This window comes from Pseudomonas sp. RW409, from assembly GCF_003184125.1.
Taxonomy (GTDB): Bacteria; Pseudomonadota; Gammaproteobacteria; order Pseudomonadales; family Pseudomonadaceae; genus Aquipseudomonas; species Aquipseudomonas chlororaphis_I.
In genome coordinates, this window is record NZ_QHHP01000042.1 from 1,003,757 (window position 1) to 1,026,679 (window position 22,923).

The 22,923-nt window shown below is 63.6% G+C and carries 17 protein-coding genes; 14 read left to right on the forward strand and 3 right to left on the reverse strand.

Features of this window, described 5'->3' with window-relative positions; translation table 11 throughout:
• Positions 1–210 precede the first annotated feature (210 nt).
• Together DK261_RS31660 and DK261_RS31665 are read left to right on the forward strand one after the other, a co-directional pair.
• Positions 211–2,349 carry a methyl-accepting chemotaxis protein gene (locus DK261_RS31660; RefSeq protein WP_110177419.1) on the forward strand — a complete coding sequence of 713 codons (2,139 nt, stop codon included), beginning with the start codon at positions 211–213 and terminating at the stop codon, positions 2,347–2,349.
• Positions 2,350–2,548: 199 nt separating this feature from the next.
• Positions 2,549–3,898: a CoA transferase gene (locus DK261_RS31665; protein WP_110177421.1), complete on the forward strand. Its 1,350-nt coding sequence runs from the start codon at positions 2,549–2,551 to the stop codon at positions 3,896–3,898.
• Positions 3,899–4,075: 177 nt separating this feature from the next.
• Here the strand turns inward: DK261_RS31665 and DK261_RS31670 are convergent, their stop codons facing one another.
• Together DK261_RS31670 and arcD (DK261_RS31675) are read right to left on the reverse strand one after the other, a co-directional pair.
• Positions 4,076–4,933 carry a DNA-3-methyladenine glycosylase gene (locus DK261_RS31670; protein ID WP_016703412.1) on the reverse strand — a complete coding sequence of 286 codons (858 nt, stop codon included), beginning with the start codon at positions 4,931–4,933 and terminating at the stop codon, positions 4,076–4,078.
• Entirely contained in the window at positions 4,930–6,357 is a 1,428-nt protein-coding gene (arcD, locus tag DK261_RS31675) for an arginine-ornithine antiporter (protein ID WP_009050419.1), read from the reverse strand. Before arcD (DK261_RS31675) ends, DK261_RS31670 begins: the two co-directional genes overlap by 4 nt.
• 448 nt (positions 6,358–6,805) lie before the next feature.
• Between arcD (DK261_RS31675) and arcD (DK261_RS31680) the strand changes: the two genes are divergently transcribed.
• The 12 genes from arcD (DK261_RS31680) to DK261_RS31735 all read left to right on the forward strand — a co-directional run bounded on the left by arcD (DK261_RS31680) (position 6,806) and on the right by DK261_RS31735 (position 21,347).
• Complete coding sequence (arcD, locus tag DK261_RS31680) at positions 6,806–8,233, forward strand: arginine-ornithine antiporter (RefSeq protein ID WP_009050420.1); 1,428 nt, start codon at positions 6,806–6,808, stop codon at positions 8,231–8,233.
• A 36-nt stretch (positions 8,234–8,269) separates the two neighbouring features.
• Positions 8,270–9,526, forward strand: coding sequence for an arginine deiminase (gene arcA / locus DK261_RS31685; RefSeq protein WP_009050421.1), 1,257 nt, complete (start codon positions 8,270–8,272; stop codon positions 9,524–9,526).
• 86 nt (positions 9,527–9,612) lie between these two features.
• On the forward strand, positions 9,613–10,623 hold the full coding sequence (locus DK261_RS31690; RefSeq protein WP_009050422.1) for an ornithine carbamoyltransferase: 1,011 nt from the start codon (positions 9,613–9,615) through the stop codon (positions 10,621–10,623).
• A gap of 97 nt (positions 10,624–10,720) precedes the next feature.
• The gene (gene arcC, locus DK261_RS31695; protein ID WP_009050423.1) at positions 10,721–11,650 is read left to right on the forward strand and encodes a carbamate kinase; all 930 of its coding nucleotides are present in this window, start codon (positions 10,721–10,723) and stop codon (positions 11,648–11,650) included.
• A 61-nt stretch (positions 11,651–11,711) separates the two neighbouring features.
• A complete protein-coding gene (locus DK261_RS31700) occupies positions 11,712–12,074 on the forward strand; it encodes a DUF5064 family protein (RefSeq protein ID WP_009050424.1) in 363 nt (120 codons plus the stop codon).
• 229 nt (positions 12,075–12,303) lie between these two features.
• Positions 12,304–13,812, forward strand: coding sequence for a sigma-54-dependent transcriptional regulator (locus DK261_RS31705; protein ID WP_038634446.1), 1,509 nt, complete (start codon positions 12,304–12,306; stop codon positions 13,810–13,812).
• A 441-nt stretch (positions 13,813–14,253) separates the two neighbouring features.
• Positions 14,254–14,637 carry a glycine cleavage system protein GcvH gene (gene gcvH / locus DK261_RS31710; RefSeq protein WP_009050426.1) on the forward strand — a complete coding sequence of 128 codons (384 nt, stop codon included), beginning with the start codon at positions 14,254–14,256 and terminating at the stop codon, positions 14,635–14,637.
• Positions 14,638–14,646: 9 nt separating this feature from the next.
• The gene (gene gcvP, locus DK261_RS31715) at positions 14,647–17,499 is read left to right on the forward strand and encodes an aminomethyl-transferring glycine dehydrogenase (protein WP_110177423.1); all 2,853 of its coding nucleotides are present in this window, start codon (positions 14,647–14,649) and stop codon (positions 17,497–17,499) included.
• A 114-nt stretch (positions 17,500–17,613) separates the two neighbouring features.
• A complete protein-coding gene (locus DK261_RS31720; RefSeq protein WP_028683221.1) occupies positions 17,614–18,990 on the forward strand; it encodes an L-serine ammonia-lyase in 1,377 nt (458 codons plus the stop codon).
• A 41-nt stretch (positions 18,991–19,031) separates the two neighbouring features.
• Positions 19,032–20,156: a glycine cleavage system aminomethyltransferase GcvT gene (gene gcvT / locus DK261_RS31725; RefSeq protein ID WP_110177425.1), complete on the forward strand. Its 1,125-nt coding sequence runs from the start codon at positions 19,032–19,034 to the stop codon at positions 20,154–20,156.
• Between the two features lie 392 nt (positions 20,157–20,548).
• Positions 20,549–20,761, forward strand: a complete 213-nt coding sequence (locus DK261_RS31730; RefSeq protein WP_007931076.1) for a cold-shock protein — start codon at positions 20,549–20,551, stop codon at positions 20,759–20,761.
• 97 nt (positions 20,762–20,858) lie between these two features.
• Positions 20,859–21,347, forward strand: coding sequence for an RDD family protein (locus DK261_RS31735; RefSeq protein WP_009050430.1), 489 nt, complete (start codon positions 20,859–20,861; stop codon positions 21,345–21,347).
• 62 nt (positions 21,348–21,409) lie between these two features.
• On the opposite strand, the gene nadA is transcribed toward DK261_RS31735, so the two are convergent.
• Positions 21,410–22,468, reverse strand: coding sequence for a quinolinate synthase NadA (nadA, locus tag DK261_RS31740; RefSeq protein ID WP_009050431.1), 1,059 nt, complete (start codon positions 22,466–22,468; stop codon positions 21,410–21,412).
• Positions 22,469–22,923: the final 455 nt, after the last annotated feature.

The window sequence follows — 22,923 nt, forward strand, 5'->3', positions numbered from 1 at the left end:
CAGAGCAGCCGGCCGACGCTCGGTTGCTCGCGACAGGCCCAGCGGCGAAACCTCCCTCCTCCCTGTTTATGTCAAACACATGACCGCTCGTCGGCTTTTTCTCAGGCAAATGCCGCTCAAGCCGATGTTCCGGGCATGGCGCTGAATGGACTTGGCGACCGGAGTCATCCGACTCACCGCTCACCTCCTATCCATTCGCGAGATCGCCCCATGTTCGACTCTCTGTCCATTCGCCTGAAAATCGTGCTGTTGTCCGGACTCTGCCTGCTCGGCGTGGTGGGCCTGATCGTCGGGATGAACATCTACCAGACCAACCAGAACGATCAACTGGTCAGCAGTTCCAGCTCGCGAATGCTCACCGACAGCGTGCAGAGCCTGCTGCAGGCCCGGGCCGCCGAGCAGGCGGTGCGGGTGCAGAAAACCTTTGGCGAGAGCCTGCTGGTGATCACCGCCCTGGCCGACCAGATCAACGACCTGCGGACCATGGCCGGCAAGCGTTCGCTGGACGCCGCGACGCTGCGCGAAGAACTCAACCACAGCCTGAAAACCGCCTTCGAACGCAACACCAAGGTGCTGGGCATCTGGCTCGCCTATGAGCCCAACGCCCTCGACGGCAAGGACAGCGAGTTCGCCAACGACGCCGGCCATGCCTCCAACGAAGCCGGGCGCTTCGCCAGCTACTGGAGCCGTGCCGGCGGCACCGGGCTGAACACGGTGATGGTCGAAGAGGACATGAACAAGACCACCCTGAGCGTCAGCGGCACCCCCTACAACAGCTGGTACACCTGCCCGCGCGACAGCAAGCGCACCTGCCTGCTGGACCCGTACGCCGACACCGTGGGCGGCAAGCTGATGCTGATGACCACCATCTCTCTGCCGCTGATCGTCGACGGCAAAGTCATAGGCGTGGTCGGCGTGGACATCGCCCTGGATGCCCTGCAGGCCGCGGCCGCCGAGTCCCAGAACGGGCTGTTCGACGGTGCCGGGCACATGCTGATCGTCGCCGGCAGCGGCATCCTCGCCGCCTACAGCAACGATGCGGCCAAGGTCGGCAAGGGCATCGCCGACACCCTCGGCGCCGAAGGCAAGGATGTGCTGCAACTGCTGGCTGGCAATACCCCGAAAATCCTCAAGCAGGGCGACCTGATCCGCGCCGTGTATCCGGTCAGCCCGATCGCCGACGCCCGTCCCTGGGGCGTGGTGATCGACCTGCCGGAGCAGGTGCTGCTGGCCGACACCGTGAAACTCCAGAGCGTGCTCGACGACGCCCAGGCCCAGGGCACCCTGGTGTCCCTGCTGGTGGCGGCGGTCGCCGGCGTGATCGGCCTGCTGCTGATCTGGCTGACCGCCTCCGGCGTGACCCGGCCGATCAACAGCGTCGCGCAGATGCTCAAGGAAATCGCCAGCGGCGACGGCGACCTGACCCAGCGCCTGAAGTACAGCAAGCAAGACGAACTGGGCGAGCTGGTGAGCTGGTTCAACCGCTTCCTCGACAAGCTGCAACCGACCATCGCGCAGATCAAGCAGAGCATCACCGACGCCCGCGGCACCGCCGACCAGTCCTCGGAGATCGCCCGCCAGACCAGCGAAGGCATGCAGGTGCAGTTCCGCGAAATCGACCAGGTGGCCACCGCGTCCAATGAAATGAGCGCCACCGCCCACGACGTCGCCAACAGTGCCTCGAACGCCGCCAACGCCGCCCGTGGCGCCGACCAGTCGGCCAAGGACGGCATGACCATCATCGAGCGCAGCACCCGCGACATCAGCACCCTGGCCGAGGAAGTCAGCAAGGCAGTGGTCGAGGTCGAGGCCCTGGCGGTCAACAGCGAACAGATCGGCTCGGTGCTGGAAGTGATCCGCAGCATCGCCGAACAGACCAACCTGCTGGCCCTCAACGCCGCCATCGAGGCGGCGCGCGCCGGGGAAAGCGGCCGCGGCTTCGCGGTGGTCGCCGACGAGGTGCGCAACCTGGCCAAGCGCACCCAGGATTCGGTGGAAGAAATCCGCGTGGTGATCGAGCGCATCCAGAGCGGCACCCGGGGCGTGGTGGCGACCATGCATTCGAGCCAGGCCCAGGCCCAGAGCAACGCCGGGCAGATCCAGCAAGCGGTGCAGGCCCTGGGCAAGATCAGCGACGCGGTCACGGTGATCAGCGACATGAACCTGCAGATCGCCAGCGCCGCCGAACAGCAGAGCGCGGTGGCCGAAGAGGTCAACCGCAACGTCTCGGCGATCCGCAGCGTGACCGAATCCCTCACCGAGCAGGCCACCGAATCGGCCCAGGTCAGCAGCCAGCTCAACGCCCTGACCACCCAGCAGATGAAGCTGATGGACCAGTTCCGGGTCTGATCCTCGCCTCTGTAGGACTGTAGGAGCGAAGCTTGCTCGCGATGAACCGGAGCGCGCCGCATTGAGCCAGTGAGTGCGCGCCATCGTTGACGACCATCGCGAGCAAGCTCGCTCCTACAGATAGTTCTTGCTCCGTCACGGGGCTGCGGCGCTTCACTTTTTTGATTTATGCTGCCCCCTCTCTTGCGGAGGGCCTGCAATGACCGATGTGCTGTCGTCTGTTCAAGCCGCGCTTGGCTTGCCTCTTACCCCGATTGCCTTGACCTCGAGCGGCGCCCTGCCCTCGGCCTTCGCCGTGACCGAACTGGCCAGCGCCAGCATCGCCGCGGCCGGCCAGGCGGCGGCCGGGCTGCTGTTCAGCCAGACCGGGCGCATGCCCACCCTGAGCGTCGACCGACGCCTGGCCTCCTTCTGGTTCGCCACCTCCCTGCGGCCGCTGGGCTGGAGCGTGCCGCCGCTGTGGGACCCGGTCGCCGGCGACTACGCCACCCAGGACGGCTGGATTCGCCTGCACACCAATGCGCCCCATCATCGCCAGGCGGCCGAACAGGTACTCGGCCGGGTCGCGGACCGGCCGGCCATGGCCGCCAAGGTTGCGCAGTGGAACAAGAGCGACCTGGAGCAGGCGGTGGTCGAGGCAGGTGGCTGCGCCGCCGAAATGCGCAGCTGGGCCCAGTGGCAAGCCCATCCCCAGGGGCAGGCCGTGAATGCCGAGCCCCTGGTGCACTACGTGAAACAAGGTGCAGACGCCGCGCAGCCCTGGCGCGGGTCGCTGTCACGCCCCCTGGCCGGGATCAAGGTGCTGGACCTGACCCGGGTGCTGGCCGGCCCCATCGCCAGCCGCTTTCTGGCCGGGCTGGGCGCCGACGTGCTGCGCATCGACCCGCCGGAGTGGAACGAGCCCGGCGTGGTCCCGGAAGTCACCCTGGGCAAACGCTGCGCCCGCCTGAACCTGCACGACGCCGCCGATCGCCAGGTCTTCGAAAGCCTGCTGGGGGAAGCCGACCTGCTGCTGCACGGCTACCGCGCCGATGCCCTGGAACGCCTCGGCTACGGCGCGGCCGAGCGCCAGCGCCTCGCCCCGGAGCTGATCGATGTGTGCCTGAACGCCTATGGCTGGAGCGGCCCCTGGCAGAACCGCCGTGGCTTCGACAGCCTGGTGCAGATGAGCAGCGGCATTGCCGAGGCCGGCCAGCGCTGGCAGCAGGCCGAAAAACCGGTACCGCTGCCGGTGCAGGCCCTGGACCACGCCACCGGCTACCTGATGGCCGCCGCCGCGATCCGCACCCTGAACGAACGACTGAAAACCGGGGCCGTCGGCAGCGCACGGCTGTCGCTGGCGCGGACCGCCAAGCTGTTGATCGAGCACGCCCCTGGCAGCGCCGAGCCCGCCTTGCGCGCCGAAGACCAGGACGACCAGGGATTGCTGGTGGAGCAGACCTCCTGGGGCCCGGCCTATCGCCTGCAAGTCCCCCTGCAGATCAGCGGCACGCCCCTGCAATGGGCCTACCCCGCCAGCGACCTGGGCGCCCATCGCCCGAAATGGTGAGCCTGTAACGCGTAACCTGTAGCCGCTGCCGAGCACCGCGAGGCTGCGATCGAGGACGTAGTCCTCGCCAAGCCTGCGCATGCGGTATGAATGACGTAACGCGCCGCCTGTTTTACGGCCGCTGCGCAGCCGATCGCAGCCTCGCGGTGCTCGGCAGCGGCTACAGGTGCGGGGGGATTACAAGGCCGTCCACAGGTGCTGCGCCGCGTAACCGCGCCATGGCCGCCAGGCCTCGGCGCGGGCCAGCAGCTGGCTGGCGCTGACCGGCCCGCCTTCGAGCGCCGCCAGGGCATTGAGCAGGCCCACGTCGGCCGCGGGAAAAGCATCCGCTTCGCGGAACTGGCGCAAGGCCACGTAATGCGCAGTCCAGTCGCCAACACCCCATAGCGCCCGCAAGGCGGACAGGCTCTGTTCGAGGCTGGCCTTGGGAGCAAACAGCTGCGGATCGTCGAGCAGCGCCTGCGCCACGCCGGACAGGGTCCGCCCCCGGCTACGCGGCATGCCCAGGCTCGCCAGGTCGGCGCCCGCCATTCGCCCCGGCTCAGGAAACACATGGCTCAACCCCGCTGGCGCCCCCACGCAGCTCAATGGCTGGCCATATTGCGCCACCAGCTTGCCCGCCAGACGGATGGCCGCCACCACCGTGATCTGCTGCCCCAGCACCGCGCGCACTGCCAGCTCGAAACCGTCCCAGGCGCCGGGCACGCGCAGCCCCGGCCGCGAGGCGATCAAACGGGCCATCAGCGGGTCGGTGGACAGTTGTCGATGAATCGGCGCCAGGTCGGTGTCCAGGTCCAGCAGGCGGCGGATGCGCGCCACGATCCGCGCATGGGCTTGCGGATCGGGAAAGTCCAGGGTCAGGGCCAGCGCATCGCTGTCGCCCGGGCCCACGCTGAACCAGCCGTGCATGCCATCGAGGCTGATGCTGCGCGAATAGCGGTCGCCGCTGACGGTCTCCAGCCCGGCGATGGCCCGCGCCCGGAGAAACGCCAGCATCGCCGGCCAGTCATAAGGCGGCTGGTAAGCGAGCCTCACAGCGACAGCACACCGCTGTACAGGCCATAGGCGGCCAGGCTGGCCCCGGCGACCACACAGGCGAAAATGCCTTTCTCGATACCGGTGAACAACGGCTCGCCCTGCTCGCGCTTGGCCTTGGCGAACAGGATCACCCCCGGGGCATACAGCAGGGCCGACAGCAGCAGGTACTTGACCCCTCCGGCGTACAACAGCCACACCGCATAACACAGGGCCACGCCACCGATGCACAGGTCTTTCATGCGCTCGGCCGAGGCATGTTCGTAGGTTTCGCCACGGCCACTGAGCAGCACCGCGTAGGCCGCCGACCACAGGTAAGGCACCAGGATCATCGACGAGGCGAGGTAGATCAGGCTGGTGTAGGTCCCGGCGGAGAACAGGGTGATCAGCAAAAACACCTGGATCATGCTGTTGGTCAGCCACAGGGCGTTGACCGGTACGTGGTTGGCGTTTTCCTTTTTCAGGAAGGCCGGCATGGTCCGGTCGCGGGCGGTGGCGAACAGAATTTCGGCACACAGCAGCGCCCACGACAGCAAGGCACCGAGCAGGGAAACCGCCAGGCCGACGCTGATCAGCAACGCCCCCCAGGGGCCGACGATGTGCTCCAGCACCGCCGCCAGGGACGGGTTCTGCAAGGTCGCCAGTTCCGGCTGGCTCATGATCCCCAGGGACAGCACATTGACCAGCACCAGCAGGGCCAGCACCCCGATAAAACCGATCACCGTGGCCCGGCCGACATCCGCGCGCTTCTCGGCCCGGGCCGAATAGACGCTGGCGCCTTCGATGCCGATGAACACGAAGACCGTGACCAGCATCATGTTGCGCACCTGGTCCATCACCCCGCCGAAGTTCGGGTTGCCGCGGCCCCAGATGTCGCGGGTGAAAATGTCCGCCTTGAACGCCACCGCGGCAATCACGATGAACATCACTAGCGGCACGATCTTGGCCACGGTGGTCAGCAGGTTGATGAAGGCCGCTTCCTTGATCCCGCGCAGCACCAGGAAATGCACCGCCCACAGCAAGACCGAGGCGCAGGCGATGGCCACCGGGGTGTTGCCCTGGCCAAACACCGGGAAGAAATAGCCCAGGGTGCTGAACAGCAGCACGAAGTAGCCGACGTTGCCCAGCCAGGCGCTGATCCAGTAGCCCCAGGCGGACGAAAACCCCATGTAGTCGCCGAAGCCGGCCTTGGCGTAGGCGTACACCCCCGAATCGAGTTCAGGCTTGCGGTTGGCCAGGGTCTGGAAGACGAAGGCCAGGGTCAGCATGCCCACGGCGGTGATCGCCCAACCGATGAGGATCGCCCCCGCGTCGGCCCGGGCCGCCATGTTCTGCGGCAAGGAAAAGATCCCGCCGCCAATCATCGAACCCACCACCAGCGCGATCAGGGCGCCGAGTCGCAGTTTTTGCGTGGTTTGTGGCATGCCTACCTCTGCGTGCAGTCCAATTGTCCGACAACCAAACTATATGCAAATAAATTACTTCCACACGCTGGCAACGAACTAAAAGAGTCAATTATTGATCTTTTATGGATCCAATGACATGACTCCGATCAGAACTTACTGAATCTTGGCGAGTTTTATTTTTTGTAAAGACTGAATGCCATCAACCGGCCACCCCCTTTATAACTTTTTTACTAGTTGCGCATTCTTGAAAGCGGACTAGTTTCAATCTGGCATCAATGAGAAGCCCTGTCATCCAGCCTTCCAGGCCTTCAGTAATGGCACTTCCAGGCATCCTGCCGGCGAAAGCAAAGACTGCTTAAGTCATTCATTCACAATGGAATGTAGCGATGACCTGATCTAAGTCAGCTGTTTGTATTACGCGCAGATCTACTCTGACGTCTCTCTTCTCCTGCAATGGAGTCACGCAATGTCTGACACTCCCGGAAAACTACGACTTGGTGCGTTAGTCGCCTTGGTAGTCGGCTCGATGATTGGCGGCGGGATCTTTTCCTTGCCACAAAACATGGCGGCAAGTGCCGATGTAGGCGCTGTTCTTATTGGCTGGGCTATTACCGCTGTCGGTATGTTGACGCTGGCTTTCGTGTTTCAAACCCTGGCCAACCGCAAGCCTGATCTGGACGGCGGTGTCTACGCCTATGCCAAGGCCGGCTTCGGCGACTACATGGGTTTTTCTTCGGCCTGGGGTTACTGGATCAGCGCCTGGCTGGGCAACGTCGGCTACTTCGTGCTGCTGTTCAGCACCCTGGGCTACTTCTTTCCGATCTTCGGTGAGGGCAACACCCCGGCCGCGGTAATCGGCGCCTCGGTCCTGCTGTGGGCCGTGCACTTTCTGGTGCTGCGCGGGATCAAGGAGGCGGCCTTCATCAACCTGGTGACCACGGTCGCCAAAGTGGTGCCGCTGCTGCTGTTCGTGCTGATCGCCCTGTTCGCCTTCAAGCTGGACATCTTCACTGCGGACATCTGGGGCATGAAGAACCCCGACCTGGGCAGCGTGATGAACCAGGTGCGCAACATGATGCTGGTCACCGTCTGGGTGTTCATCGGCATCGAAGGCGCGAGCATCTTCTCCTCCCGCGCGGAAAAACGCTCGGACGTGGGCAAGGCCACCGTGATCGGCTTCATCACCGTGCTGCTGTTCCTGGTGCTGGTGAACGTGCTGTCGCTGGGCATCATGACCCAGCCGGAACTGGCTAAGCTGCAGAACCCGTCGATGGCGGCGGTGCTGGAGCATGTGGTCGGCCACTGGGGCGCGGTGCTGATCAGCGTCGGCCTGATCATCTCGCTGCTGGGGGCGCTGCTGTCATGGGTGCTGCTGTGCGCGGAGATCATGTTCGCCGCGGCCAAGGACCACACCATGCCGGAGTTCCTGCGCAAGGAGAACGCCAACCATGTGCCGGTCAACGCCCTGTGGCTGACCAACGCCATGGTGCAGATATTCCTGGTCATCACCCTGTTCTCGGCCAGCACCTACCTGTCGCTGATCTACCTCGCCACCTCGATGATCCTGGTGCCCTACCTGTGGTCGGCGGCCTATGCCGTGCTGCTGGCGGTGCGCAGCGAGACCTATGAGGCGGCCCTGGCCGAACGCAAGAAAGACCTGTTGATCGGCTCCATCGCCCTGATCTACGCGATCTGGCTGCTGTACGCCGGCGGGGTCAAGTACCTGCTGCTCTCCGCCCTGCTCTACGCCCCCGGCGCGATCCTGTTCGCCAAGGCCAAGCTGGAGTTGGGCAAACCGATTTTCACCAACGTCGAGAAGCTGATTTTCGCCGCAGTGGTCATAGGCGCCCTGGTGGCCGCCTACGGGCTCTACGACGGCTTCCTGACCCTGTAACCGCACGATTGTTTCTACCTCTGGAGGATCACTGTAATGACCACGGAAAAAGTTAAGTACGGCGTCCATTCCGAAGCCGGCAAACTGCGCAAAGTCATGGTTTGCTCCCCAGGCCTGGCCCATCAGCGGCTGACCCCGAACAACTGCGATGAACTGCTGTTCGATGATGTGATCTGGGTCAACCAGGCCAAGCGCGACCATTTCGACTTCGTCACCAAAATGCGCGAGCGTGGGATCGAAGTCCTGGAAATGCACAACCTGCTGACCGATACGGTGCAGAACCCCGAAGCCCTGAAGTGGATCCTGGATCGCAAGATCACCCCCGACACCGTCGGCGTCGGCCTGACCAACGAAGTGCGCAGCTGGCTCGAAAGCCTGGAGCCGCGCAAGCTGGCCGAGTTCCTGATCGGCGGCGTGGCCGGCGAGGACCTGCCGGAAAGCGAAGGCGCCAGCGTGATCAAGATGTACCGCGACTACCTGGGCCACTCCAGCTTCCTGCTGCCGCCGCTGCCCAACACCCAGTTCACCCGCGACACCACCTGCTGGATCTACGGCGGCGTGACACTCAACCCGATGTACTGGCCGGCCCGGCGCCAGGAAACCCTGCTGGCCAGCGCCATCTACAAGTTCCATCCCGAGTTCACCCACGCCGACTTCGAGATCTGGTACGGCGACCCGGACAAGGATCACGGCCAGGCCACCCTCGAGGGTGGCGACGTCATGCCGATCGGCAATGGCGTGGTGCTGATCGGCATGGGCGAGCGGACTTCGCGCCAGGCCATCGGCCAGCTTGCGCAATCCCTGTTCGCCAAGGGCGCGGTGGAAAAAGTCGTGGTCGCCGGCCTGCCGAAATCCCGCGCGGCGATGCACCTGGACACCGTGTTCAGCTTCTGCGACCGCGACCTGGTCACGGTCTTCCCGGAAGTGGTCAAGGAAATCGTGCCGTTCGTCATCCGCCCCGACACCAGCAAGCCCTATGGCATGGACGTGCGACGGGAGAACAAATCGTTCATCGAGGTGGTGGCCGAATCCCTCAACCTCAAGCAACTGCGCGTGGTGGAGACCGGCGGCAACAGCTTCGCCGCCGAACGCGAACAGTGGGACGACGGCAACAACGTGGTGGCCCTGGAACCGGGCGTGGTCATCGGCTATGACCGCAACACCTACACCAACACCCTGCTGCGCAAGGCCGGGGTGGAAGTGATCACCATCAGCGCCAGCGAACTCGGTCGCGGCCGTGGCGGCGGCCACTGCATGACCTGCCCGATCATCCGCGACCCGATCGATTACTAAGCGCCTCTTATTCCGACATAGCAGCTTGCCGTTGCCCCCACGAAGGGCCTCGGCAAGTGGACGACCGAAATCAAAGGAGATCCATCATGGCTTTCAACATCCACAACCGTAACCTGCTGAGCCTCGAGCACCACACCGCGCGCGAGCTGCGCTACCTGCTCGACCTGTCCCGCGACCTCAAGCGCGCCAAGTACACCGGCACCGAGCAGCAGCACCTCAAGGGCAACAACATCGCCCTGATCTTCGAGAAAACCTCGACCCGTACCCGCTGCGCCTTCGAGGTCGCCGCCTATGACCAGGGCGCCAACGTCACCTACATCGACCCGAACTCGTCGCAGATCGGCCACAAGGAAAGCATGAAGGACACCGCCCGCGTGCTCGGGCGCATGTACGACGCCATCGAGTACCGCGGCTTCAAGCAGGAAATCGTCGAAGAACTGGCGAAGTTCGCCGGGGTGCCGGTGTTCAACGGCCTGACCGACGAGTACCACCCGACCCAGATGATCGCCGACGTGCTGACCATGCGTGAGCATGCCGACAAGCCGATCCACGACATCAGCTACGCCTATCTGGGCGACGCCCGCAACAACATGGGCAACTCGCTGCTGCTGGTGGGCGCCAAGCTCGGCATGGACGTGCGCATCTGCGCGCCCAAAGCCCTGTGGCCCCATGACGACCTGGTCAGCCGCTGCAAGAAGTACGCGGAAGAAAGCGGCGCCCGCATCACCCTGACCGAAGACCCGAAAGCCGCGGTCAAGGGCGTCGACTTCATCCATACCGACGTCTGGGTATCGATGGGCGAGCCAGTGGAAGCCTGGGCCGAACGTATCCAGCAACTGCTGCCGTACCAGGTCAACGCCGAGCTGATGAAGGCCACCGGCAACCCACGGACCAAGTTCATGCACTGCCTACCGGCGTTCCACAACAGCGATACCAAGGTCGGCAAGCAGATCGCCGAGCAGTATCCGCACCTGGCCAACGGCATCGAAGTGACCGACGACGTGTTCGAGTCGCCGGCCTGCATCGCCTTCGAGCAAGCGGAAAACCGCATGCACACCATCAAGGCGATCCTGGTCTCGACCCTGGCCGACCTGTAACCACGATGACCGGGCCGACCGCCTGACGGCCGGCCCCTCGCCCCGTGGGCGCGCGACTTGCGCCCACGGGATCACCGAATTCTGGAAGGAATGCATTATGCGTATCGTCGTCGCACTGGGCGGCAACGCCCTGCTCCGCCGTGGTGAACCCATGACCGCGGACAATCAACGCGCCAATATCCGGATCGCCACCGAACAGATCGCCAAGATCCATCCCGGCAACCAGCTGGTGATCGCCCACGGCAACGGCCCGCAGGTCGGCCTGCTGTCGCTGCAGGCGGCGGCCTACACCTCGGTGTCACCTTACCCGCTGGACGTGCTAGGCGCCGAAACCGAAGGCATGATCGGCTACATCATCGAACAGGAACTGGGCAACCTGCTGGACTTCGAAGTGCCCTTCGCCACCCTGCTGACCCAGGTCGAGGTCGACGCCAAGGACCCGGCGTTCCAGAACCCGAGCAAGCCCATCGGCCCGGTCTACAGCAAGGAAGAGGCGGAAAAACTGGCCAAGGAAAAAGGCTGGGCCATCGCCCCCGATGGCGACAAGTACCGCCGCGTGGTGGCCAGCCCGAAACCCAAGCGCATCTTTGAAATCCGCCCGATCAAATGGCTGCTGGAAAAGAGCAGTATCGTGATCTGCGCCGGCGGTGGCGGCATCCCCACTATGTATGGCGAGGATGGCAAGCTCAGGGGCATCGAGGCGGTGATCGACAAGGACCTGTGCTCGGCGCTGCTGGCCGAACAGCTGGAGGCCGATCTGCTGGTGATCGCCACCGACGTCAACGCGGCCTTTATCGACTGGGGCAAGCCGTCGCAGAAAGCCATTGCCCAGGCACACCCGGACGAAATGGAAAAGCTCGGCTTCGCCGCCGGCTCCATGGGACCAAAGGTCCAGGCGGCCTGCGAGTTCGCCCGCCATACTGGAAAAGTCGCAGTGATCGGTTCACTCTCGGACATCGAAGCGATCGTCCAGGGCCAGGCCGGCACGCGCATCAGCACGGCCCAGCCGGGCATCACCTACCGATAAGAGAAACTCAGGGTGCAGGTTCCAGGCCTGCCCCTCTCCCATGCCTTGAAAGGAGAGAACCATGGCCCAGTTCGAACCCGGTCATTTGCACATCGAACGACACGCGCTGAACAAGGACGATGTCAGCTACAACATCTGCATCGACTACGAGGTTGCGCAGGATCCCAAGGAAGGCAAGGGGATGCAGTTCAAGATGCATGGAACGATCCAGGGCAAAGCGGTCGATGAACCCTTCTTCCTGCCCAAGGATCAGGCGTACAACTTCGCCAGCAACGTGACGAAAATCGCCGAGAAGTACGGGATTCCCAAGGCAATGAGCAGCATCGGTTCGGTGCACAAGCACTACGACGCGATGTTCGAGGATGTGCGGGTGCAGTTGAACGTGAAATCCGGGGACCCGGTAAAACCCGAACATCTCGAGTAACCCCAGCCCGCGGGTCGCGGGCTTCCCCTACCCGCTGACTTGTAGGAGCGAGGCTTGCCCGCGATGGTCGTCAAGGATGACGCGGGTAGCCTGATCCGCCGCGGTGTCTTCTAGTTCATCGCGAGCAAGCTTCGCTCCTACAGAAGCCTGTGGCCACGGCGAATTTCACCAATGGCGTCCGCCAAGGCATACTTGCCACCCTCCGTTTTCCAGAACCCTTGTCCGCCCCATGCGCATCCACGTCAGCTTTATCGACCGCGTCGGTATCACCCAGGAAGTCCTGGCCCTGCTCGGTGGGCGCAACCTCAACCTGGATGCGGTGGAGATGGTGCCGCCCAACGTCTACATCGACGCCCCGACCCTCAGCCCACAAGTGCTGGAAGAGCTGCGCGACGCGCTGTTCAGCGTGCGCGGCGTGCAGGCGGTGACGGTGGTCGACATCCTGCCCGGCCAGCGTCGCCATCTGCAGCTCGACGCCCTGCTGGCGGCGATGACCGACCCGGTGCTGGCCCTGGACAGCGCCGGCAAGGTGCTGCTGGCCAACCCGGCGCTGATCGCCCTGTATGGCCGCGAGCCGGCCGGGGAAAGCGTGGCCGAGCTGTTCGACGACCCGGCGCTGCTGGAAACCCTGCTGGAACAGGGCTTTCGCCTGCCCCTGCGGGAAATCACCCTCAACGGCCAGACCCTGCTGCTGGACGCCACGCCGATCACCGACGCCGGCGCGCTGCTGACCCTGTATCAGCCCAATCGCATCGGCGAGCGCCTGTCGGCCCTGCACCACGACCATGCCGAAGGCTTCGATGCCCTGCTCGGCGATTCGCCGGCCATCCGTACCCTCAAGGCCCGCGCCCAGCGCGTCGCCGCGCTGGATGCACCGCTGCTGATCCAGGGCGAAACCGGTACCGGCAAGGAGCTGGTGGCGCGGGCCTGCCACGCCATCAGTGCGCGGCACGGCGCGCCGTTTCTCGCGCTGAACTGCGCCGCCCTGCCGGAAAACCTCGCCGAAAGCGAGCTGTTCGGCTATGCGCCCGGCGCCTTCACCGGCGCCCAGCGCGGCGGCAAGCCGGGACTGATGGAGCTGGCCAACCAGGGCACTGTGTTTCTCGACGAGATCGGCGAAATGTCGCCCTATTTGCAGGCCAAGCTGCTGCGTTTTCTCAATGACGGCAGCTTTCGCCGGGTCGGCGGCGACCGTGAGGTCAAGGTCAATGTGCGGATCCTCAGCGCCACCCACCGCGACCTGGAAAAGATGGTCGCCGAAGGCGCCTTTCGCGAAGACCTGTTCTATCGCCTCAACGTGCTGAATGTGGAAGTGCCGCCCCTGCGCGAGCGCGGCCAGGACATCCTGTTGCTGGCGCGCTATTTCATGCAGCAGGCCTGCGCGCAGATCCAGCGCCCGGTCTGCCGCCTGGCGCCCGGCACCTATCCGGCGCTGCTGGGCAACCGCTGGCCGGGTAACGTGCGCCAGTTGCAGAACGTGATCTTCCGCGCGGCGGCGATCTGCGAAAGCAGCCTGGTGGACATCGGCGACCTGGATATCGCCGGCACCTCGGTGGCACGCCAGAACGACACCGAAGTCGAAAGCCTGGAACAGGCCGTCGAAGAGTTCGAGAAGGCACTGCTGGAAAGCCTGTACGTCAACTACCCCTCGACCCGCCAGCTGGCCAGCCGCCTGCAGACCTCCCACACCGCCATCGCCCATCGCCTGCGCAAGTACGGCATTCCCAACAAGCCCTGAAAGCCTGATGGCTGTCGCTTCCGCTCTGCTTCTGTAGGAGCGAAGCTTGCTCGCGAAAAATCTCAACGGCGCCGCAGTGCCTGGAGCCCGCGCAGCGCTCTCAGGCTCATCGCGAGCAAGCTTCGCTCCTACAGAAAAACAGTGCGAAAAGCGACCTCCACCTGTACTGAAAGCGCTACAGCGGAACGATATCGCTACAGTCGGTTGTAATCGGCGCAACGCAAGGCTTTGATCCCCATAGGCTTTTCCCTGACGCTCCAGCTGTAGCGATTTCGCTACAGCTGTCAACTTTTGCCTGCCGGGAGAAACTCATAACTTATTGATTTATAACAACTTAAAAACATTGGCCGCATTTTTGCTATGGGCTTACCCATTCAGCTCGGCCTTGCACGAGCATTCAATCGCGTCCACCAGACGAATCTGGCCCCTTGAGGAGTTTCCATGAGCGAGTTGCGTTTTACTGAAGATCACGAATGGCTGCGTACCGAAGCCGATGGCAGCGTTACCGTCGGCATCACGGCTTTCGCGCAAAACGCCCTGGGCGATGTGGTGTTCGTGCAATTGCCGGAATTGCAGGCCTACGACAAGGGCGCTGAAGCCGCCACCGTGGAATCGGTAAAAGCCGCCAGCGGCGTGTACATGCCCCTGGACGGGGAAGTGGTGGAAACCAACCCGGCCCTGGACACCAGCCCCGAGCTGGTCAACGAAGACCCGCTGGGCGAAGGCTGGTTCTTCCGCTTCATTCCCGCGGACGCCGCCGCTGTCGGCCAACTGCTGGATCAGGACGCCTACGACCGCCTGATCAAAGCCAACGCCGACGCCTGAGGAGCCGCCATGACTCAAGTCAACCTGAGCACCGCCAATGAATTCATCGCGCGCCACATCGGCCCGCGCCAGGACGACGAGCAAGCCATGCTCAACAGCCTGGGCTTCGACTCCCTGGAAGCCCTGAGCGCCAGCGTGATCCCCGACAGCATCAAGGGCACCAGCGTCCTCGACCTGCCCGCTGGGCAGAGCGAAGCCGACGCACTGGCCTCGATCAAGGCCATCGCTGCCAAGAACCAGCTGTTCAAGACCTACATCGGCCAGGGCTACTACAACTGCCACACGCCGTCGCCGATCCTGCGCAACCTCCTGGAAAACCCGGCCTGGTACACCGCCTACACCCCGTACCAGCCAGAAATCTCCCAGGGCCGCCTGGAAGCGCTGCTGAACTTCCAGACCCTGATCAGCGACCTCACCGGCCTGCCGATCGCCAACGCCTCCCTGCTCGACGAAGCCACCGCCGCCGCCGAAGCCATGACCTTCTGCAAGCGCCTGAGCAAGAACAAGGGCAGCCACGCCTTCTTCGCCTCCAGCCATTGCCACCCGCAAACCCTCGACGTGCTGCGCACCCGTGCCGAGCCGCTGGGCATCGACGTGGTGGTCGGCGACGAGCGCAAACTGACCGACGTCAGCCCGTTCTTCGGTGCCCTGCTGCAATACCCGGCGAGCAACGGTGACCTGTTCGACTACCGCGAGCTGACCGAGCGCTTCCACGCCGCCAACGCCCTGGTGGCGGTCGCCGCCGACCTGCTGGCATTGACCGTGCTGACCCCGCCGGGCGAATTCGGCGCCGACGTGGCCATCGGCAGCGCCCAGCGCTTCGGCGTGCCACTGGGCTTCGGTGGCCCGCATGCGGCCTACTTCTCCACCAAGGACGCGTTCAAGCGCGACATGCCGGGCCGTCTGGTCGGGGTGTCCGTGGACCGTTTCGGCAAGCCGGCACTGCGCCTGGCCATGCAGACCCGCGAGCAACATATCCGTCGCGAGAAAGCCACCAGCAACATCTGCACCGCCCAGGTGCTGCTGGCCAACATCGCCAGCATGTACGCCGTGTACCACGGCCCCAAAGGCCTGACCCGGATTGCCCGGCGCATCCACCAGCTGACCGCGATCCTGGCCCAGGGCCTGAGCAAGCTGGGGATCAAGGTCGAGCAGGAAAGCTTCTTCGACACCCTGACCCTGCACACCGGCGCGCGCACCTCGGCGCTGCACGACAAGGCCCGCGCCCAGCGCATCAACCTGCGGGTGATAGACACCGAACGCCTGGGTCTGTCCCTCGACGAAACCACCGGCCAGGCCGATGTAGAGGCCCTGTGGAGCCTGCTGGCCGACGGTCAGGCGCAGCCGGATTTCGCCGCGCTGGCCAGCACCGTACAGAGCCGTATCCCGGCGCCGCTGGTGCGTCAGTCGGCGATCCTCAGCCACCCGGTGTTCAACCGCTATCACTCGGAAACCGAGCTGATGCGCTACCTGCGCAAGCTGGCGGACAAGGACCTGGCCCTGGACCGCACCATGATCCCGCTGGGCTCGTGCACCATGAAGCTCAACGCCGCCAGCGAAATGATCCCGATCACCTGGGCCGAGTTCGGTGCCCTGCACCCGTTCGCCCCGGCCGAGCAAAGCGCCGGCTACCAGCAACTGACGTCCGAACTGGAAGCCATGCTCTGCGCCGCCACCGGCTACGACGCGGTGTCCCTGCAGCCGAACGCCGGCTCCCAGGGTGAGTACGCAGGGCTCTTGGCCATTCGTGCCTATCACCAGAGCCGTGGCGACGACCGTCGCGACATCTGCCTGATCCCTTCGTCCGCCCACGGCACCAACCCGGCCACCGCCAACATGGCCGGCATGCGCGTGGTGGTTACCGCCTGTGACGCCCGCGGCAACGTCGATATCGAAGACCTGCGGGCCAAGGCCATCGAGCACCGCGAGCACCTCGCCGCGCTGATGATCACCTACCCGTCGACCCACGGCGTGTTCGAGGAAGGCATCCGCGAAATCTGCGGCATCATTCATGACAACGGCGGCCAGGTGTACATCGACGGCGCCAACATGAACGCCATGGTCGGCCTCTGCGCCCCGGGCAAGTTCGGCGGCGACGTGTCGCACCTGAACCTGCACAAGACCTTCTGCATTCCCCACGGCGGTGGCGGCCCGGGCGTCGGCCCGATCGGCGTCAAGTCGCACCTGGCGCCGTTCCTGCCGGGCCACGCGGCCATGGAACGCAAGGAAGGCGCGGTCTGCGCCGCGCCGTTCGGCAGCGCGAGCATCCTGCCGATCACCTGGATGTACATCCGCATGATGGGCGGCGAAGGCCTCAAGCGTGCCTCGCAGCTGGCGATCCTCAACGCCAACTACATCTCCCGTCGCCTGGAAGAGCACTACCCGGTGCTCTACACCGGCAGCAACGGCCTGGTGGCCCACGAGTGCATCCTCGACCTGCGCCCGCTCAAGGACAGCAGCGGCATCAGCGTCGACGACGTCGCCAAGCGCCTGATCGACTTCGGCTTCCACGCCCCGACCATGTCGTTCCCGGTGGCCGGCACCCTGATGATCGAGCCGACCGAAAGCGAATCCAGGGAAGAACTGGACCGCTTCTGCGACGCCATGATCCGCATCCGCGAAGAAATCCGCGCGGTGGAAAACGGCAGCCTGGACAAGGACGACAACCCGCTGAAAAATGCCCCGCACACCGCGGCGGAAATCGTTGGCGAGTGGTCGCACCCCTACAGCCGTGAACAGGCGGTGTACCCGGTGGCCTCGCTGATCGACGGCAAGTACTGGCCTCCGGTCGGCCGCGTCGACAACGTGTTCGGCGACCGCAACCTGGTGTGCGCCTGCCCGTCGATCGAAAGCTACGCCTAAGGCAGCAACAAGCTAGTAGCCTCAAGCTGCAAGAAAGAGCCGATCGGCTTCTGACTTGCAGCTTGTCGCTTCTGGCTTGTCGCTGCCTCTATAACAAGAAACCGGAGAACCAACATGTCCTTGAGCGTGTTCGACCTGTTCAAGATTGGCATCGGCCCCTCCAGCTCCCACACCGTTGGCCCGATGCGCGCGGCCGCGCGCTTCGTCGAAGGCCTGCGGCGTGACGGGCTGCTGGGCGCCACCACCTGCGTCAAGGTCGAGCTGTACGGCTCGCTCGGCGCCACCGGCAAGGGCCACGGCAGCGACAAGGCCGTGCTCCTGGGCCTGGAAGGTGAACACCCGGATACCGTGAATACCGAAAACATCGCCGCGCGCCTGCAGGAAATACGCAGCAGCGCACGCTTGACCCTGCTCGGCGAACACGTCATCGCGTTCAACGAGAAAGAACACCTGGCCATGATCCGCAAGCCCCTGGCCTACCACCCCAACGGCATGATCTTCCGTGCTTTCGATGCCGCCGGGTTGCAGATCCGCAGCCGCGAGTACTACTCGGTGGGCGGCGGCTTCGTGGTCGACGAGGACGCCGCGGGGGCCGACCGCATCGTCGAAGACACCACCAAGCTGACCTTCCCCTTCAAGAGCGCCAAGGACTTGCTCGGCCATTGCACCACCTATGGCCTGTCCATCAGCCAGGTGATGCTGACCAACGAAAGCGCCTGGCGACCGGAAGCGGAAACCCGCGCCGGCCTGCTGAAGATCTGGCAAGTGATGCAGGATTGCGTGGATGCCGGCTGCCGCAATGAAGGGATCCTGCCGGGAGGCCTGAAGGTCAAGCGCCGCGCGGCCGCCCTCCACCGCCAGCTGTGCAAACACCCCGAGGCGGCCTTGCGCGATTCCTTGTCGGTGCTGGACTGGGTCAACCTGTATGCCCTGGCGGTCAACGAAGAAAACGCCAACGGCGGGCGCGTCGTCACCGCGCCCACCAATGGCGCCGCCGGCATCATCCCGGCGGTGCTGCACTACTACATGCGCTTCATCCCCGGCGCCAACGAAGACGGGGTGGTGCGTTTCCTGCTGACCGCCGCCGCCATCGGCATTCTCTACAAGGAAAACGCCTCCATCTCCGGCGCCGAAGTCGGCTGCCAGGGCGAGGTCGGCGTGGCCTGCTCGATGGCGGCCGGCGCCCTGTGCGAAGTGCTCGGCGGTACGGTGCAACAAGTGGAAAACGCCGCCGAGATCGGCATGGAACACAACCTCGGCCTGACCTGCGACCCGATCGGCGGCCTGGTGCAGGTGCCCTGCATCGAGCGCAACGCCATGGGTTCGGTCAAGGCGATCAACGCCGTGCGCATGGCCCTGCGGGGTGACGGACAACACTTCGTCTCCCTCGACAAGGTGATCCGCACCATGCGCCAGACCGGCGCCGACATGAAAAGCAAATACAAGGAAACCGCCCGCGGCGGTTTGGCAGTCAACATCATCGAGTGCTGATGCAGGCACACACGCATCTCACGTTTATCCAGGAGCTGAACATGTCCACCGAAACACTGTTGAAGACCCCGCTGCATTCGCTGCACCTCGAACTCGGCGCGCGCATGGTGCCGTTCGCCGGTTACGACATGCCCGTGCAATACCCGCTGGGCGTGATGAAAGAACACCAGCACACCCGCGAGCAGGCCGGCCTGTTCGACGTCTCGCACATGGGCCAGATCCGCCTGAGCGGCGCCAATGCCGCCCAGGCCCTGGAAACCCTGGTGCCGGTGGACATCATCGACCTGCCCGTGGGCATGCAGCGCTATGCCATGTTCACCAATGAAAACGGCGGCATCCTCGACGACCTGATGGTCGCCAACCTGGGCAACGACGAGCTGTTCCTGGTGGTCAACGCCGCCTGCAAGGAGCAGGACCTGGCCCATCTGCGCCAGCACATTGGCCAGGCGTGCAGCATCGAGCCGCTGTTCGAGGAGCGCGCCCTGCTCGCCCTGCAAGGCCCGGCGGCCGTCACCGTGCTGGCGCGCCTGGCGCCGGAAGTGGCGAAGATGACGTTCATGCAATTCACCCGCGTGAAGCTGCTGGGCGTGGACTGTTTTGTCAGCCGTTCGGGCTACACCGGCGAAGACGGTTTCGAAATCTCGGTGCCGGCGGCCGACGCCGAAACCCTGGCCCGCGCCCTGCTGGCCGAACCGGAAGTGGCGGCGATCGGCCTCGGTGCCCGTGACTCGCTGCGCCTGGAAGCCGGCCTGTGCCTGTATGGCCATGACATGAACAGCCAGACCACCCCGATCGAAGCCAGCCTGCTGTGGGCCATCTCCAAGCCACGTCGTGCCGATGGCGTGCGGGCCGGCGGTTTCCCGGGCGCGGAACAGGTGTTCGCCCAACAGCTCAATGGCGTGCAGCGCAAGCGCGTGGGCCTGCTGCCCCAGGAACGCACACCGGTGCGTGAAGGCGCGGAAATCGTCAACGAAGCGGGCGAGGTGATCGGCAGTGTTTGCAGCGGCGGTTTTGGTCCGACCCTGGGCGGTCCGTTGGCCATGGGTTACATCGATAGCGCTTATGTCGCACTCGATACGCCAGTTTGGGCAATTGTTCGTGGGAAAAAGGTGCCAATGCTTGTAAGCAAAATGCCATTCGTTGCACAACGCTACTATCGCGGTTGATCAACTGTTTCTATAAGTAACGCGGTTGCGTTAAAAGTGCACTAATCTGTAACGCAACCGCCATAAAATAGTGCATATTTTCGATATTGAACTTGCCTTATAACAGTTGAAAACAATTGAACAACTCTATCGAATAAGCCCAGACGCCTAGTTCCGGCAAACAGCTGCAAGCTGAGGAAAACCGGGGTTTCGCAGGGCTTGTTTTTTCTCCCATAGTTGGCGTAGAGTTTCCCCACTGTGTTTGCATGGGTCGCTTGGAATCGTGACCTGGGCAGTAGCCAACAAGTTTGCTACAACCCGTTCGACGTCTCTTACTTTCCTGCAACCCAGCCCAGTACTCCTTCATGAGAAAGAGACTGTCATTAATTTTTTAGCGTCAAAGGAAATAAGAAATGTCCCAACGTCAGAGCGGTACCGTCAAGTGGTTTAACGACGAGAAAGGTTTTGGTTTTATCACTCCAGAAAGCGGTCCGGATCTGTTCGTGCATTTCCGCGCTATTCAGGGCAACGGCTTCAAGAGCCTGAAAGAAGGCCAGAAAGTGACCTTCATCGCTGTGCAGGGCCAAAAAGGCATGCAGGCTGACGAAGTTCAAGCCGAAGGCTGATCGTCTGTAACGAAAAAGCCCCTGATGCTGACATCAGGGGCTTTTTTGTGCGCGCAATTCCGTAAAATGGCTTCTTTCTTCGATCGAGAGGCCTGTGATGCCAAAGCACCTGCTAACCCCCCAGGGCGATTTTCCCGCCGCTGGCCTGGGCCGTCGTCTGGCAGCGATGTTCTACGATTTCCTGCTGTGCACCGCACTGCTGATCGTCACGGGCGGCATCTACAAGTTCATCCAGTTGCAGATCCTCGGTGAAACCCGGATGCGCACCCTGACCGAATCCGGCGCCCTGGACGGCGATCCCCTCTACTCGACCGTCCTGCTGTTCGTGCTGTTCGCCTTCTTCGCCAAGTTCTGGACCCATTCCGGCCAGACCCTGGGCATGCAGGTCTGGGGCATTCGCGTGCAAAACGCCGACGGCAGCAGCATCAGCCTGTGGCAGGCCCTCCTGCGCTTCATGGTCTCGATCGCTTCCTGGCTATGCGCCGGGCTGGGTTTCATCTGGGTCCTGGTGGACAAGCAGAAGCGCAGCTGGCACGACATCTACTCGTCCAGCCAGATCGTGCGCATCCCCAAACAGAAAAAATAATCCGCCACACAGAAAAACGCCCCGAATGTCGGGGCGTTTTTCTGTGCGCTTGTCGAAGGCGATCAGGCATTGCCCGCCAGCTTCATCCGCGCGGCCTGGGTGAAATCGAGCATGCGCTTGAGCGGGCGAATGGCCTGGGGAATCAGCGCCGGGTCGACGAATATCTCGTTGCTGCCCTCACGCAGGCACTGCAAGGTGCGCTCCAGGGTGTTCATGGCCATCCACGGGCAATGGGCGCAGCTGCGGCAAGCCGCGCCGTTACCGGCCGTTGGCGCCTCGATAAACACCTTGTCCGGGCACAGCTGCTGCATCTTGTAGAAGATGCCGCGGTCGGTCGCCACGATCAGCGTCTTGTTCGGCAAACGCTGCGCGGCGGCAATCAGCTGGCTGGTGGAACCCACCGCATCGGCCAGTTCGATCACCGAGGTCGGCGATTCCGGGTGGACCAGAATGGCCGCATCGGGATAGAGCGCCTTCATGTCCTCCAACTGCTTGGACTTGAACTCTTCATGAACGATGCAGGCACCGTCCCACAGCAGCATATCGGCACCGGTCTGGCGCTGGATGTAGGTGCCCAGATGCTTGTCCGGCCCCCAGATGATGGTTTCGCCGTTATCCATCAGGCTTTCGACGATTTCCAGGGCGCAACTGGAGGTCACCACCCAGTCGGCACGGGCTTTGACCGCTGCCGAGGTATTGGCATAGACCACCACAGTGCGTTCCGGATGCTGGTCGCAGAACGCCGAGAACTCTTCCACCGGGCAACCCAGGTCGAGGGAGCAGGTGGCTTCCAGGGTAGGCATCAGCACGCGTTTCTCGGGGTTGAGGATCTTCGCCGTCTCGCCCATGAACCTGACACCGGCGACCACCACGGTCTTGGCCGGGTGAGCGTTGCCGAAACGGGCCATTTCCAGGGAATCGGACACGCAGCCGCCAGTCTCTTCGGCCAGGGCCTGAATCACCGGGTCACAGTAGAAGTGAGCCACCAGCACGGCGTCCTGAGCCTTGAGCTCGGCAGCAATCGCGGCACGGTAATGGGCTTCTTCTGCGGCAGTCAGCGGCTTGGGCTGCTTGGCGTCAAGGTGGGCCTGAACCAGAAGGCGTTCGGAAATGTGCGTCATGATCGCAAGACCTGCGGGCGCTTATGCGCGAAAGTCGAGTATACACCCGGCTCCGGACCCGTTGAGGGTACCGCCGGGAGAGTGAGTATTCATCAGGTAGGTGCAGCGTTGAAACTGCGCAAGGCTACAGAATATCCCCTTGATGTAAAAGATGATTCTGACCTGTGTCACGCCCGTGCCACACGGCTCGACCCAGCACGAAAGCCCACAAATTGCAGCCTCTGCAGAAGCGCCTCAGCGCAAACGGCTCAGTGACGCGCAATGCGCACTCGCACCATTTTTGAGCATTACAGGCAGGCGAGCCTCGACCCGGCGGCGAATCCCCTCGATCGACCAAGCGTTTTTTTACACTTCATAGCAATTTTATCTTTCTGCGCTAACGTCAGTTACAGAAACAGCTAACTGCTGGTTGGTTGCAGCAACACTTGGCGGGCTCTGGTTCAGATGACGGAGAA

Excerpts from the sequence above, each read along its gene's own strand:
- gcvH (WP_009050426.1), top strand. The coding sequence starts at position 14,254 with ATGAGCGAGTTGCGTTTTACTGAAGATCACGAATGGCTGCGTACCGAA.
- gcvP (WP_110177423.1), top strand. The coding sequence starts at position 14,647 with ATGACTCAAGTCAACCTGAGCACCGCCAATGAATTCATCGCGCGCCAC.
- DK261_RS31735 (WP_009050430.1), top strand. The coding sequence starts at position 20,859 with ATGCCAAAGCACCTGCTAACCCCCCAGGGCGATTTTCCCGCCGCTGGC.
- DK261_RS31705 (WP_038634446.1), top strand. The coding sequence starts at position 12,304 with ATGCGCATCCACGTCAGCTTTATCGACCGCGTCGGTATCACCCAGGAA.
- arcD (WP_009050420.1), top strand. The coding sequence starts at position 6,806 with ATGTCTGACACTCCCGGAAAACTACGACTTGGTGCGTTAGTCGCCTTG.
- nadA (WP_009050431.1), bottom strand. The coding sequence starts at position 22,468 with ATGACGCACATTTCCGAACGCCTTCTGGTTCAGGCCCACCTTGACGCC.
- DK261_RS31690 (WP_009050422.1), top strand. The coding sequence starts at position 9,613 with ATGGCTTTCAACATCCACAACCGTAACCTGCTGAGCCTCGAGCACCAC.
- DK261_RS31660 (WP_110177419.1), top strand. The coding sequence starts at position 211 with ATGTTCGACTCTCTGTCCATTCGCCTGAAAATCGTGCTGTTGTCCGGA.
- arcA (WP_009050421.1), top strand. The coding sequence starts at position 8,270 with ATGACCACGGAAAAAGTTAAGTACGGCGTCCATTCCGAAGCCGGCAAA.
- DK261_RS31665 (WP_110177421.1), top strand. The coding sequence starts at position 2,549 with ATGACCGATGTGCTGTCGTCTGTTCAAGCCGCGCTTGGCTTGCCTCTT.
- DK261_RS31730 (WP_007931076.1), top strand. The coding sequence starts at position 20,549 with ATGTCCCAACGTCAGAGCGGTACCGTCAAGTGGTTTAACGACGAGAAA.
- gcvT (WP_110177425.1), top strand. The coding sequence starts at position 19,032 with ATGTCCACCGAAACACTGTTGAAGACCCCGCTGCATTCGCTGCACCTC.
- arcC (WP_009050423.1), top strand. The coding sequence starts at position 10,721 with ATGCGTATCGTCGTCGCACTGGGCGGCAACGCCCTGCTCCGCCGTGGT.
- arcD (WP_009050419.1), bottom strand. The coding sequence starts at position 6,357 with ATGCCACAAACCACGCAAAAACTGCGACTCGGCGCCCTGATCGCGCTG.
- DK261_RS31700 (WP_009050424.1), top strand. The coding sequence starts at position 11,712 with ATGGCCCAGTTCGAACCCGGTCATTTGCACATCGAACGACACGCGCTG.
- DK261_RS31720 (WP_028683221.1), top strand. The coding sequence starts at position 17,614 with ATGTCCTTGAGCGTGTTCGACCTGTTCAAGATTGGCATCGGCCCCTCC.